Annotated in this window: 1 protein-coding gene; it reads left to right on the top strand. The window is 72.7% G+C overall.

Annotated features, from left to right (window positions below; all coding sequences use genetic code 11):
* A partial coding sequence (locus ABTW95_RS30100; RefSeq protein ID WP_500228053.1) for an SDR family NAD(P)-dependent oxidoreductase occupies positions 1-15,418 on the top strand: 15,418 nt, incomplete at its 5' end.

The raw sequence follows: 15,418 nt of genomic DNA, 5'->3' as shown, positions 1-15,418 counted from the left end.
GAAGCGGTGGTCGAAGAAGGGGGTGCGGGTCAAGCGGCTCCAGGTCAGCCACGCGTTCCACTCCCCGCTGATGGACCCGATGCTGGAAGAGTTCGCCGCCGCCATCGACGGCGTCGACTTCCGGGCGCCCAAGCTGGGCGGGCTGCCCGCCGATGTGGCCACGGCGGAGTTCTGGGTCGAGCACGTACGCCGCCCCGTCCGCTTCCACGACGCGGTCGTCGCCGCGCACGCGGCCGGGACGGGCCTCTTCCTGGAGATCGGCCCGGACGCGGTACTGACCGGCATGGTCGCCGCCCTGCCGCAGAACCCCACCGCCGTGCCGGTCATGCGCCGGGGCAGGGACGAGGTCCGCGGCCTCGTCGAGGCTCTCGCGCGGCTGCACGCCGCGGGCGCGGCCGTCGACTGGCGTCCGCTCGTGGGACGCGCCGCCCGGCCGATGGACGTGCCGACCTACGCGTTCCAGGGCGAGCGGTACTGGCTGGAGCCCGACGCCGCCGCGACCGGGGACGTCAGCTCGGTCGGTTTGGCGGTGGCGGGTCATCCGTTGCTTGGTGCGGTTGTGGGTGTTGCGGGGTCTGGTGAGTGGGTGTTGTCGGGGCGGTTGTCGCTGGTTGGTCAGTCGTGGTTGGCCGATCATGCGGTGTTGGGGACGGTGTTGGTGCCGGGTGCGGGTTTGGTGGAGTTGGTGTTGCGGGCGGGTGCTGAGGTTGGCCTGCCTGTGGTGGAGGAGTTGTTGCTGCGGGCTCCGCTGGTGGTGCCGGAGGCCGGTGCCGTGGTGGTGCAGGTGGTGGTGGGCGCCGAGGTGGAGGGCCGGCGGCCGGTTCGGGTGTTCTCCCGCCCCGAAACCGAGGCCGATGCGTCCGCCTCGTGGACGCTGCACGCCGAGGGAATGCTGGCGGACGACACCGCTCCGCTGGTCGACGCCGGTCTCACCGCCTGGCCGCCCGAGGGAGCCGTCCCGCTGGAGTGCGAGGACGCCTACGAGCGGCTGCTGGATCGCGGCTACGCCTACGGCCCGGTGTTCCAGGGGCTGCGGAACGCGTGGCGTCGCGGCGACGAGGTCTTCGCCGAGGTCGCCCTCCCGGATGTCGCGCAGCCGGACGCGGCGAGGTTCCGCCTGCACCCGGCACTGCTGGACGCCGCTCTGCATGCTCTGCTGCTCGCCGGTCTGGAGAGTGAGGAGCAGCGCGACCAGACGCTGCTCCCGTTCTCCTGGTCCGGCGTACGCCTCGACGTCTCCGGCCTGACGGCGCTGCGGGTGCGGATCGCACGCCGCGACACCGCCGGCGAGGGCAACGCCGTGTCGTTGCAGCTCGCCGATGCCGCGGGTGTTGCGGTGGCGTCGGTGGAGGCGATGGCGGGTCGTCCGGTGTCCGCTGAGCAGTTGGGCGCCGGCGCTGTCCGGGGTGGCCTGTACGGGGTGGAGTGGGTTGCGGCCGAGTCCGCTCTTGCGGAGCCGGACGGGCCTGTCGCGGTCGTGGGTGCCGCGGGTCTGGCGGACGCGGTCGATGGTGTCGCGGCCGCCGATCTGGAGGAAGCCGCCGAGCTGGTCGCCGACGGCGGGTCCGTGGTGGTCGCCGCCGGCTGGGATGATGCCGCCGGTGCGGCAGAACCAGCGGCCCTGTCGGTCGCGGTTCTGAGCGTGGTGCGGGCCTGGCTGGGTGATGAGCGGTTCGCGGGGTCGCGGCTGGTGGTGGTGACTCGGGGCGGGGTCTCGGCGGGTGGTGTCGAGGTGGTTCCGGGTGTTGCGGCGGTGTGGGGTCTGGTGCGGGCCGCGCAGGCTGAGCATCCGGGGCGGATCGTCCTGGTCGATGTGGACGAGGCGGCGGAGTCCTGGCACCGGATCGTCGATGTGACCGAACCCGAAGCCGCGATCCGTGCCGGTGAAGTTTCGGTGCCCCGGCTGGCGCGTGTGGACGCGGCCGGCGCGGAGGACGCCGCTGCCCCCGTGTTCGGTTCGGGGACCGTGCTGGTGACCGGTGGCACCGGTGGGATCGGTGCGGTGTTGGCGCGGCGGCTGGTGCGGGCGCATGGGGTGCGGTCGTTGCTGCTGGTGAGCCGGCGGGGGTCTGATGCGCCCGGGGCGGGCGAGCTGGTGGCCGAGCTGGAGGAGTTGGGCGCCCGGGTCGCGGTGGCGGCCTGTGATGTGGCGGATCGGCGGCAGCTTGAGGGCGTGCTGTCCGGAGTGGAGCTGTCCGGCGTAGTGCACGTGGCCGGGACGGCAGGCCCAGGGATGGTCGAGGCCCTAACGGGCTCGGAGCTGACCGGGGTTTTCGCCCCCAAGGCCGATGCGGCGTGGCATCTGCATGAGCTCACGGCTGGTCTTGGGCTTGAGGCGTTTGTGTTGATGTCGTCGGCGGGTGGTCTGGTGCTGCCGGCGGGGCAGGGCGCGTATGCGGCCGCGAATGTGTTCTTGGACGGGCTGGCGGAGTATCGGCGTTCGCTGGGTCTTCCTGCGGTGTCGTTGGCGTTCGGGTTGTGGGACTTGGACACCGAGATGGCGCGGGGTCTGGGCGAGGTCGATCGGGGGCGGATGCGCCGTCAGGGGTTGCCGCCGTTGTCGGAGCGGGACGCGCTGGCCTTGTTCGACGCGGGTGTGCGCGGTGACCGTGCGGTGGTGGCGCCGCTGCGCATCGACACGGTGGCGCTGCGCCGGTCGCAGGGACAGGTCCCGGCGCTGCTGCGCACCCTGGCCGGCCGGTCGGGTAACCGCTCGGCCCAGTCGGCGAGTTCAGGGCTGGCGGCCCGGTTGGCCGGTCTCGACCCGGCAGGCCGACAGGAACTGGTGCTGGAGGCCGTCCGGGAGCGGGTGGCCGCGGTGCTGGGGCATTCCTCGGTGGCGGAGATATCGGCTGATCGGCCGTTCCAGGAGTTGGGGTTCGACTCGCTGATGGCGGTCGAGCTGCGTAACGCCTTGGGGTCGGTGACGGGGTTGCGGCTTCCGGCGACGCTGGTGTTCGACTACCCGAACTCGCAAGCTGTCGCCGACCACATCCTCGGCGAGCTGGATGGGCAGGCGCGGTCGGTTCGGCCGGTGCTTTCGGCCCGGCCGGCGGCGATCGACGACGACCCGATCGTCATCGTGGGGATGGCCTGCCGCTACCCCGGCGACGTCAAATCACCCCAGGACCTCTGGCGCCTGGTCATGGACGGGGTCGACACGGTGGCGGACTTCCCGTCCGACCGCGGCTGGGACCCCGACCGCATCTTCGACCCGGAGCCGGGCGTCGAGGGCAAGACCTACACCCTGAACGGCTCCTTCCTCTACGACGCCGCCGACTTCGATGCGGAGTTCTTCGGGATCTCGCCGCGTGAGGCGGTGTCGATGGACCCGCAGCAGCGTCTGCTGCTGGAGACCTCGTGGGAGGCGATCGAGCGGGCCGGGATCGACCCGACCGGGCTGCGCGGCAGCCGCACCGGCGTGTTCACCGGTGTGATGTATCACGACTACGCGCTCGGCAGTGCGCCGGCGGCCAGCAGCGGCGGCAGCCTGGTGACGGGCCGCACCTCCTACACCCTGGGCCTGGAAGGCCCCTCGGTCACCGTCGACACGGCGTGTTCGTCCTCCCTGGTGGCGCTGCATCTGGCGGCTCAATCCCTGCGTTCGGGGGAGTGCGATCTGGCGCTGGCCGGCGGTGTCACCGTGATGGCCACCCCAGGCATGTTCATCGAGTTCAGCCGCCAGCGCGGCCTGGCACCGGACGGCCGCTGCAAGGCGTTCGCCGCGGCGGCCGACGGCACCGGCTGGGGCGAGGGCGTCGGCCTGGTGGTGCTGGAGCGCCTGTCGGATGCCCGCCGCCAAGGGCATCGGGTGCTCGCGGTCGTGGCTGGTTCGGCAGTGAATCAGGACGGGGCCAGCAACGGCTTGACCGCGCCGAATGGTCCGTCGCAGCAGCGGGTGATCCGGCAGGCTCTCGCCCAGGCCGGGCTGACCGAGCGGGACATCGACGTGGTCGAGGCCCACGGAACGGGCACGCCATTGGGCGACCCGATCGAGGCGCAGGCCCTCATCGCCACCTACGGGCGAGAGCGCGACCCCGACCTACCGGTCTATGTCGGCTCCCTGAAATCGAACATCGGTCACACCCAAGCGGCCTCGGGCATTGCGGGTGTGATCAAGATGGTCGAGGCGATCCGGCACGGCACGATTCCGGCCACGCTGCACGTGGACGAGCCTTCCCCGCATGTGGACTGGTCGGCCGGCTCGGTCGAGCTGGTGACCGAGCCGGTTCCCTGGCCGCAGACCGACCGGCCGCGCCGGGCGGGTGTGTCGTCCTTCGGGATCAGCGGCACCAACGCGCACGTACTCCTGGAAGCCGCGCCGGACACCCCCGACACCGCTGAGGCTGCTCCGGGCATCGCGCCGCTGATCGTGTCCGGGAAGAGTGCCGAGGCCGCGGCGGCGATGCTGGCCCAGGTACGGGAGTTCGCCGCGAGTGGGGAGCACCTCGTAGACGCGGCCGCGGGTCTGGCGGGACGGGCGGTCTTCGATCACCGCGCAGTCCTGCTCGGGGACCAGGTTGTGGAAGGCACCGCAGGGTCGGGTGAGCTGGCGGTGCTGTTCACCGGCCAGGGCAGCCAATGGGCGGGCATGGGCCGGGACCTGTACGAGACCTTCCCGGTGTTCGCCGAAGCCTTCGACAAGGTGGAGGAGCTGACCGGTCTGCCGCTGCGGGACACGGTGTTCACCGACAACCCCGACGGCTCCCTGGACCAGACCGGCGTCGCCCAGGTCGCGATCTTCGCCATCGAGGTGGCGCTGTGGCGGCTGGTGACCTGGCTGGGCGTGCGCCCGGACGCGGTGAACGGGCACTCGGTCGGGCAGATCGCCGCAGCCCACGCCGCCGGAGTCCTGTCCCTGGAGGACGCCTGCATGCTGGTGGCCGCGCGGGCGCGGTTGATGCAGGCGCTCCCGCCCGGTGGGGCGATGCTGGCGGTCGAGCTTGCCGAAGACGATGTGGCCGGGGTGCTGCCTGAGGGGGTGGCGGTCGCGGCGGTGAACGGCCCGACCTCGGTGGTGGTCTCCGGTGACGCCGAGGCCGTGGAGCAACTGGCCGAGCAGTGGCGCGGCGACGGCGTGCGTGTGAAGGCTCTGACCGTCAGTCACGCGTTCCATTCGCCGCTGATGGAGCCGATGCTCGCTGACTTCGCCGCGGCCATCGACGGCCTGACCTTCCGGGAGCCGCAGATCGACGGGCTGCCCGCGCAGGTCACCGATCCCGCCTATTGGGTGGCGCACGTCCGCGAACCGGTCCGGTTCGCCGACATGGTCGCCGACCTGCACGCTCAAGGCGCCACCCGCTGGCTGGAACTCGGCCCCGACGCCGTCCTGACCGCCCTCGCCCAGCAGATCACCGACGAGGACGGCCAGGTCTTCGCCCCCGCAATGCGCCGAAGCCGCCCCCAGACCGAAACCCTCCTCACCGCGCTCGCCACGCTCTGGGCCAACGGCACCGACGTCCACTGGCCCACCTTGTTCACCGCTTGGAACGCCCAGCCCGACCCCGACCTCCCCACCTACCCCTTCCAGCACCAGCGGTTCTGGTCGGCTACGACCACCGCCGTCCAGGGAGACGTCAGCTCGGTCGGTCTGGCCGTGGCGGGTCATCCGTTGCTTGGTGCGGTTGTGGGTGTTGCGGGGTCTGGTGAGTGGGTGTTGTCGGGGCGGTTGTCGCTGGTTGGTCAGTCGTGGTTGGCCGATCATGCGGTGTTGGGGACGGTGTTGGTGCCGGGTGCGGGTTTGGTGGAGTTGGTGTTGCGGGCGGGTGCTGAGGTTGGCCTGCCTGTGGTGGAGGAGTTGTTGCTGCGGGCTCCGCTGGTGGTGCCGGAGGCCGGTGCCGTGGTGGTGCAGGTGGTGGTGGGCGCCGAGGTGGAGGGCCGGCGGCCGGTCCGGGTGTTCTCCCGCCCCGAAACCGAGGCCGACGGCGATCCGTGGACCTTGCACGCCGAAGGAACCCTCACGGATAAGGCCGTTCCGGCGACCGGCGCAGACCTCACGATGTGGCCGCCGGCCGAGGCCGAACCGCTGGACTGCGGCGACGCGTACGAACTGTTCCTGGATCGCGGCTACGCCTACGGCCCTGTGTTCCAGGGGTTGCGGAACGTGTGGCGTCGCGGCGACGAGGTCTTCGCCGAAGTGGCACTCCCCGAGGAGGCTTCAGAGGACGCCGCCCATTACGGAATCCACCCGGCGCTTCTGGACGCGGCCATGCACGCGCTGCTGCTCGCGGGGTGGGAGAGCGAGCAGGAGCGCGACCAGACGCTCCTTCCGTTCTCCTGGTCCGGCGTCCACCTGATCGCCTCGGGTGCGACCGCGCTGCGCGTGCGGATCACCCGTGCCGCGGGTGGAGGCGATGCGAGCAACGCGGTGTCGTTGCAGCTTGCCGATGCCGCGGGTGTTGCGGTGGCGTCGGTGGAGGCGATGGCGGGTCGTCCGGTGTCCGCTGAGCAGTTGGGCGCCGGCGCTGTCCGGGGTGGGCTGTACGGGGTGGAGTGGGTTGCGGCCGAGTCCGCTCTTGCGGAGTCGGACGGGCCTGTCGCGGTCGTGGGTGCCGCGGGTCTGGCGGACGCGGTCGATGGTGTCGTGGCCGCCGATCTGGAGGAGGCCGCCGAGCTGGTCGCCGACGGCGGGTCCGTAGTGGTGACTGCCGGCTGGGACGGTATCGCGGCAGCCGAGCCCGTGGCGGCGACGACCGGCGCTCTGAGCGTGGTGCGCGCTTGGCTGGGTGATGAGCGGTTCGCGGGGTCGCGGCTGGTGGTGGTGACTCGGGGCGGGGTCTCGGCCGGTGGTGTCGAGGTGGTTCCGGGTGTTGCGGCGGTGTGGGGTCTGGTGCGGGCCGCGCAGGCTGAGCATCCGGGGCGGATCGTCCTGGTCGATGTGGACGAGGCGGCGGAGTCCTGGCGCCAGGTGACCCAGGTGGCCGAGCCGGAGGCCGCGATCCGCGACGGCCAGGTGTCGTTCCCGCGGCTGGCGCGCACGCAAACCCCAGACGGCGAAATCCCGGTGTTCGGTTCGGGGACCGTGCTGGTTACCGGTGGCACCGGTGGGATCGGTGCGGTGTTGGCGCGGCGGCTGGTGCGGGCGCATGGGGTGCGGTCGTTGCTGCTGGTGAGCCGGCGGGGGTCTGATGCGCCCGGGGCGGGCGAGTTGGTGGCCGAGCTGGAGGAGTTGGGCGCCCGGGTCGCGGTGGCGGCCTGTGATGTGGCGGATCGGCGGCAGCTTGAGGGCGTGCTGTCCGGAGTGGAGCTGTCCGGCGTAGTGCACGTGGCCGGAACGGGAGGCCCCGGACTGGTCGAGGCACTGACCGATGAGGAACTAGCAGAAGTCTTCGCCCCCAAAGCCGATGCGGCGTGGCATCTGCATGAACTCACGGCCGATCTCGGGCTTGAGGCGTTTGTGTTGATGTCGTCGGCGGGTGGTCTGGTGCTGCCGGCGGGGCAGGGCGCGTATGCGGCCGCGAATGTGTTCTTGGACGGGCTGGCGGAGTATCGGCGTTCGCTGGGTCTGCCCGCGGTGTCGTTGGCGTTCGGGTTGTGGGATCTGGACACCGAGATGGCGCGGGGGCTGGGCGAGGTCGATCGGGAGCGGATGCGCCGTCAGGGGTTGCCGCCGTTGTCGGAGCGGGACGCGCTGGCCTTGTTCGACGCGGGTGTGCGCGGTGACCGTGCGGTGGTGGCGCCGCTGCGCATCGACACGGTGGCGCTGCGCCGGTCGCAGGGACAGGTCCCGGCGCTATTGCGCACCCTGGCCGGCCGGGTGAGCACACGCTCCGCAGCCTCGGGACTCGCGGCCCGATTGACCGATCTGGACGAGACGCAGCGGCGGGAGCTGGTGCTGGGGGCCGTCCGGGAGCGGGTGGCCGCGGTGCTGGGGCACTCGTCGGTGGCGGAGATATCGGCTGATCGGCCGTTCCAGGAGTTGGGGTTCGACTCGCTGATGGCGGTCGAGCTGCGTAACGCCTTGGGGTCGGTGACGGGGTTGCGGCTTCCGGCGACGCTGGTGTTCGACTATCCGAACTCGCAGGCCGTCGCCGACCACATCCTCGGCGAGCTTGACGGGCAGGCGCGATCGGCTCGGCCGGTGGTCTCGGCCCGGCCGGTGGCGATCGACGACGACCCGATCGTCATCGTCGGGATGGCCTGCCGCTACCCCGGCGACGTCAAATCACCCCAGGATCTGTGGGATCTCGTCGTAACCAGTCGTGACGCCGTCGGTGAGCTGCCGGCGGACCGGGGCTGGGACCTCGACAGTCTGTACGACCCCGATCCCGAGCGGTACGGGCACAGCTACGTCCGCGAGGGCGGGTTCCTCTACGACGCCGCCGACTTCGATGCGGAGTTCTTCGGGATCTCGCCGCGTGAGGCGGTGTCGATGGACCCGCAGCAGCGTCTGCTGCTGGAGACCTCGTGGGAGGCGATCGAGCGAGCCGGGATCGACCCGACCGGGCTGCGCGGCAGCCGCACCGGCGTGTTCACCGGTGTGATGTATCACGACTACGCGCTCGGCAGTGCGCCGGCGGCCAGCAGCGGCGGCAGCCTGGTGACGGGCCGCACCTCCTACACCCTGGGCCTGGAAGGCCCCTCGGTCACCGTCGACACGGCGTGTTCGTCCTCCCTGGTGGCGCTGCATCTGGCGGCCCAGTCCCTGCGTTCGGGGGAGTGCGATCTGGCGCTGGCCGGCGGTGTCACCGTGATGGCCACGCCGGGCATGTTCATCGAGTTCAGCCGCCAGCGCGGACTGGCACCGGACGGCCGCTGCAAGGCGTTCGCGGCCTCCGCTGATGGGACTGGATGGTCCGAAGGTGTCGGCCTTGTCGTCCTGGAGCGCCTGTCGGACGCCCGCCGCCAAGGGCATCGGGTGCTGGCCGTGGTCGCCGGTTCGGCCGTCAACCAGGACGGCGCCAGCAACGGGATGACGGCCCCGAATGGTCCGTCGCAGCAGCGGGTGATCCGGCAGGCGCTGGCCCAGGCCGGGTTGACCGAGCGGGACGTGGACGTGGTCGAGGCCCACGGGACCGGGACGCAGCTCGGTGACCCGATCGAGGCGCAGGCCCTCATCGCCACCTACGGGCAGGGCCGTGACCAGGACAGGCCGCTGCTGCTGGGTTCCCTCAAGTCGAACATCGGTCATGCCCAGGCGGCCTCGGGCGTCGCGGGTGTGATCAAGATGGTCGAGGCGATCCGGCGCGGCACGGTCCCGGCCACGCTGCACGTGGACGAGCCTTCCCCGCACGTCGACTGGTCGGCCGGTGCGGTCGAGCTGGTGACCGAGCCGGTCCCGTGGCCGCAGACCGACCGGCCGCGCCGCGCCGGAGTCTCGTCCTTCGGACTCAGCGGCACCAACGCGCACGTACTCCTGGAAGCCGCACCGGAGCCCGACACCGACTCCAGCGACGACGCTCCCGTCCCGACGCCGGAAGTGGTTCCGCTCGTCCTGTCCGGCAGGACCGCCCCGGCCGTGGAGCAGATGATCGAGCGGTTCCGCGAGTACGCGGGCGCCTCGGCGGTGGACGCCGGTGCCTCGCTGCTGTCCCGCGCGACGTTCGACCAGCGGGCCGTGCTGCTGGGGACGGCGGTCGTCCGCGGAACGGCGTCGCCCGGCAGCCTCGGCATCCTCTTCACCGGCCAGGGCAGTCAGCGCCCCGGGATGGGCCGGGAGCTGTACGAGGCCTTCCCGGTGTTCGCCGAAGCCTTCAACGAAGTCGAGGAACTGACCGGCCTGCCGCTGCGGGAGACGGTGTTCACCGACAACCCAGATGGGTCACTGGATCAGACCGGCGTCGCCCAGGTGGCCATCTTCGCCATCGAGGTGGCGCTGTGGCGGCTGGTGACCTGGCTGGGCGTGCGCCCCGCCTACGTCAACGGCCACTCGGTCGGCCAGATCGCCGCCGCCCACGCCGCCGGAGTCCTCTCCCTGGAAGACGCCTGCACGCTGATCACCGCGCGAGCGCGCCTCATGCAGGCGCTCCCGCCTGGCGGGGCGATGGCGGCCGTGGAACTTCCGGAAGACAAGGTCGCCGAACAGCTCCCCGGAGACGTGGCGATCGCGGCGGTGAACGGTCCCTCGTCCGTCGTGGTGTCCGGTGCCGAACCGGCCGTCCGCGAACTGGTCGGACGGTGGCGCCAGCAGGACGTGCGGACGACCCTGCTGAACGTCAGCCACGCGTTCCACTCGCCGCTGATGGACCCGATGCTGGAGGAGTTCGGCCGGGTCGTGGCCGGCCTGTCCTTCCGCGCACCCACGATCGAGGGCCTGCCCGCCGAGGTGGCGGACCCGGCGTACTGGGCGGCGCACGTCCGCGAGCCGGTCCGGTTCGCCGACATGGTCGCCGACCTGCACGCCCAGGGCGTCACCCGGTGGCTGGAACTCGGCCCGGACGGCGTCCTCACCGCCCTCGTCCAGCGGAACCTCGACCCCGACGGCCACGTGTTCGCCACCGCCATGCGCGCGCGCCGCCCTGAGCCGCTCACCTTCCTGACCGCCCTCGCCGAACTGTGGACCCACGGCACGGACATCCACTGGTCCGCCCTCTTCACCGCCTGGAACGCCAAGCCCGACCCCGACCTCCCCACCTACCCGTTCCAGCACCGGCGCTACTGGCTGGACGAACACCAGTTCTCCTGGAACGACGAGACCCCGGCCGGGCTCGTGGACGCCGACACCTCCGGGCTGGCGAGCCGGCTGGCCGGTCTCGATCCGGCGGGCCGGCGGGGGCTGGTGCTGGAGACCGTCCGGGAGCGGGTGGCCGCGGTGCTGGGGCACTCCTCGGTCGCGGAGATATCGGCCGACCGGCCGTTCCAGGAGCTGGGGTTCACCTCGCTGATGGCGGTCGAGCTCCGCAACGGGCTCGCGGCGGTCACCGGGCTGCGGCTGCCCGCCACGCTGATCTTCGACTACCCGAACGCGCAGGCCGTCGCCGACCACATCCTCGGCCGGTTGACCGGGGACGTCGAGACGGCCGGGGCAGCGCCGGTGCTCCGCGCGGCGGCCGACGACCCGATCGTGATCGTCGGGATGGCCTGCCGCTACCCGGGCGGCGTCCGGTCCCCGCAGGACCTGTGGCGGCTCGTCGCCGACGGCCGGGACGGCATCTCCCCCTTCCCGGACAACCGGGGCTGGGACGTCGACGGCATCTACCATCCGGACGCCGACCACGCCGGAACGACCTACGCGAGCAGCGGCGGCTTCCTCCACGACGCCGGCGAGTTCGACGCGGAGTTCTTCGGCATCTCGCCGCGCGAGGCGGTGTCGATGGACCCGCAGCAGCGCCTGCTGCTGGAGGCGTCCTGGGAGGCGATCGAGCGGACGGGCATCGACCCGACCGCGCTGCGCGGCAGCCGCACCGGCGTGTTCGCCGGGGTGGCGTACCACGACTACACGGCGGGATTCACCGAGTTCCCCGACGACCTTGAGGGCTACATCGGCGTCGGCACCGCCGGGAGCGTCGCGTCGGGCCGCGTGTCGTACGCGCTGGGCCTGGAGGGCCCGGCGGTGACCGTGGACACGGCGTGCTCCTCGTCGCTGGTCGCGATGCATCTGGCGGCCCAATCCCTGCGTTCGGGTGAGTGCGATCTGGCGCTGGCCGGCGGCGCGACGGTCATGGCGACGCCGGGCATGTTCATCGAGTTCAGCCGCCAGCGCGGCCTGGCACCCGACGGCCGCTGCAAGGCGTTCGCCGCGGCGGCCGACGGCACCGGCTGGGGCGAGGGCGTCGGCCTGGTGGTGCTGGAACGGCTGTCGGACGCCCGGCGGCTCGGCCATCGGGTGCTGGCGGTCGTGCGCGGCTCGGCGGTGAACCAGGACGGGGCCAGCAACGGCTTGACCGCCCCGAATGGTCCGTCGCAGCAGCGGGTGATCCGGCAGGCGCTGGCCCAGGCTGGGCTGACCGAGCGGGACGTGGACGTGGTCGAGGCCCATGGGACAGGGACGCAGCTCGGTGACCCGATCGAGGCGCAGGCCCTTATCGCCACCTACGGGCAAGACCGTGACGAGGACAGGCCGCTGCTGCTGGGTTCCCTCAAGTCGAACATCGGCCATGCCCAGGCGGCCTCGGGCGTCGCGGGTGTGATCAAGATGGTCGAGGCGATCCGGCACGGCGTGGTCCCCGCCACGCTGCACGTCGACGAGCCCTCCCCGCACGTCGACTGGTCGGCCGGCTCGATCGAGCTGGTGACCGAGCCGGTCCCGTGGCCGCAGACCGACCGGCCGCGCCGCGCCGGAGTCTCGTCCTTCGGACTCAGCGGCACCAACGCACACGTACTCCTGGAAGCCGCACCGGAGCCCGACACCGACTCCACCGGCGACACCCCCGTTCCAGCACCGGAGACGATCCCGCTGCTGGTGTCGGGGAAGACGGCCGGTGCCGCGACGGACATGCGCACCACCGTGCGAGGGCTCACCGCGGGCGCGGCGCCGGAGGCGATCGCCGCCGTCGGCGCCGGCCTGGCCCGGCGGGCGCAGTTCGACCACCGGACCGTGCTGCTCGGCGACACCGTGGTCGGCGGCGTCGCCGCCGCGGGGGAACTGGCGGTGCTGTTCACCGGGCAGGGCAGCCAGCGCGCCGGAATGGGCCGGGAGCTGTACGAGACCTTCCCGGTGTTCGCCGAAGCCTTCGACAAGGTCGAGGAGCTGACCGGCCTGCCGCTGCGGGAGACGGTGTTCACCGACACCCCCGACGGCTCTCTGGACCAGACCGGCGTCGCCCAGGTGGCCATCTTTGCCATCGAGGTGGCGTTGTGGCGGCTGGTGACCTGGCTGGGCGTGCGCCCCGCCTACGTCAACGGGCACTCGGTCGGCCAGATCGCCGCCGCCCACGCCGCCGGAGTCCTCTCCTTGCAGGACGCCTGCACGCTGATCACCGCGCGAGCGCGCCTCATGCAGGCGCTCCCACCCGGCGGGGCCATGGCCGCGGTGCAACTGCCGGAAGACCAGGTCGCCGAGCAGCTCTCCGAAGACGTGGCGATCGCGGCGGTGAACGGTCCCTCGTCCGTCGTGGTCTCGGGCGACGCCGACGCCGTGGGCGAGCTGGTGGAACGCTGGCGGGAGAAGGGCGTCCGGGCGACCCCGCTGAACGTCAGCCATGCGTTCCATTCGCCGCTGATGGACCCGATGCTGGAGGAGTTCGGGCAGGTCGTGGCCGGCCTGACCTTCCACGAGCCGGCCATCGCGGGGCTGCCCGCGCAGGTCACCGATCCCGCCTATTGGGTGGCGCACGTCCGCGAGCCGGTCCGGTTCGCCGACATGGTCACCGACCTGCACGCCCAGGGCGCCACCCGCTGGCTGGAATTGGGCCCCGACGCCGTCCTGACCGCCCTCGCCCAGCAGATCACCGATGAGGACGGCCAGGTCTTCGTCCCCGCGATGCGCCGAGGCCGCGCCGAGACCGAGACCTTCCTGACCGCGCTCGCCACGCTCTGGACCAACGGCACCGATGTCCACTGGCCCACCCTGTTCACCGCCTGGAACGCCCAGCCCGACCCCGACCTCCCCACCTACCCCTTCCAGCACGAGTGGTACTGGCTGGAAGGCCGCCCCGGAGGCCGGACCGGGACGCCCGCCGACGAACTCCGGTACCGCATCGAATGGCAGACCGTCCCTGAGCCGAAACTGCCTGAACACCCCGGCACATGGCTCATCGTCGCGGACGAGACCACACCCGAGGCCGACCTCCGGGCCCTGGCCGACTCCGCCAAGGCGCTGGCCATCGACGTGCACCTCCTCCGCGCGCCCGCGTCCGGACCGCCGAAGAGCATCCCCGCCGACGCCGCCCGCGCGGACGGCGTGATCTCCACCCTCACCGAGCCGGCCCACGTGTCCGCCCTGCTCGACACGCTCATCGGCTCCGGCGTCACCGCGCCGCTGTGGACGCTCACCCGGTCGGCCGTCGCCGCCGTCCCCGGCGACCGGATCGAAGACATCCGCGAGGCCCGCGTCTGGGGCCTCGGCCGGAGCGAGACGCTCGACCGTCCCGGCAGATGGGGCGGGGTCGTCGACCTCCCGGCCGGGCCGCTGGACGGCGACCGGATCTGGGCGGTCGTCGCGGCGCAGCGGCCGGCCGGGGACGCGGCCGAGAGCGAGCTCGCCGTCCGCGGCGACGCCCTCTACGCGCGGCGCATGGTGCGCGCCGGCCGCGGCGGGCCGCCCGGCGAACTCGCGATCGACACGGACGGCACGGTGCTGGTCACCGTCGACGACGGCCCGCTGGCGCGGGACGTGATCCGCGCGCTGGCCGAGGCGGGCGTCCGGCACCTGCTGCTGGTCCCCGCCGGGGACCCCGCCGGCCTCGAACTGCCGGAGACCGGCGAGACGGACGTGACCGTCGCGGCGTGCGACACGGCGGACCGGGCCGCGCTCGCCGCGCTGCTGGCGGAACCGCCCGCCGGGCGGCCGCTGACCGCCGTCGTGCACATGGCGGGCGGCTCCCCCGAGGACAGGCTGGCCGGCGCGGTCAACCTGCACGAGCTCACCCTGGACGCCGGGCTGTCGGCGTTCGTGCTGTTCTCCTCCGCCGACAGCGTGTGGGGCGGCATCGGCCGGGGCGCGGTCGCGGCGGCCGACGCGGCGCTGGAGGCGCTCGCCGCGCAGCGGCACGCCGCCGGGCTCCCCGCCACCTGCCTCGCGTGGGGGCCGTGCGCCGGGGCCGAGCCGGACGGCACCCCGGCGGACTCGCTGCGCAGCGCGGGCCTGCCGCCGATGCCGGAGGGCTTCGCCGCGGCCGCGCTGCGGCGCTCGCTCGGCGACCTCGTCCCGTTCGCCGTCATCGCCGACATCGACTGGTCCCGGCTCGCCCCGCTGTACGCCGAGACCGCCGCCGCGCGGCTGTTCAGCGGGGTCGGCGACGCCGAGACCTTCCTGTCCGGCGCGGACGCGGCCGGCGCGGGCGACCCGGCGGCGGCGGAGTCGCTGCGGCGGCGGCTCGGCGACGCCGATCCCGAGGCGCGCGAGGCGATGCTGCTGGACCTCGTGCGCGCCGAGACGGCCGAGGTCCTCGGCCGGCGCGGCGCCGAGTCGGTGCCGCCCGCCGAGCCGTTCCAGCGGCTCGGGATGGACTCCCTCATGGGCGTCGAGCTGCGGAACCGGCTGACGAGCAGCACCGGCCTGAAGGTCCCGGCGACGCTGGTCTACGACCATCCCGCCCCGGCCGCGGTCGCCCGGTACCTGCTCGACGAGCTGCTCAGCGACCTGCGCGTGGCCGGCGCCGACCCGGTCGCCGACCTCGACCGGCTGGAGGCCGCCGTGCTGTCGCTGCCGCCCGGCGGCGACGAGCTGCGGCAGATCGCCGGGCGGCTCCGCGCGCTGCTCGGGCAGGTCGACTCGGCCGCCCGCGCGCAACCCGCGGCGGACCCCGGCGACGGCTTCGAGTCGGCCTCGGCCGACGAGATGCTCGCGCTCATCCAGAAGGAATTCCGCAACTCCTGA

This window comes from Spirillospora sp. NPDC127506, from assembly GCF_040302145.1.
In the GTDB taxonomy this organism is placed as follows: domain Bacteria; phylum Actinomycetota; class Actinomycetes; order Streptosporangiales; family Streptosporangiaceae; genus Spirillospora.
The sequence above is the reverse complement of the archived record's forward strand: the minus strand, read 5'-3'. Positions and strand labels throughout refer to the sequence as shown.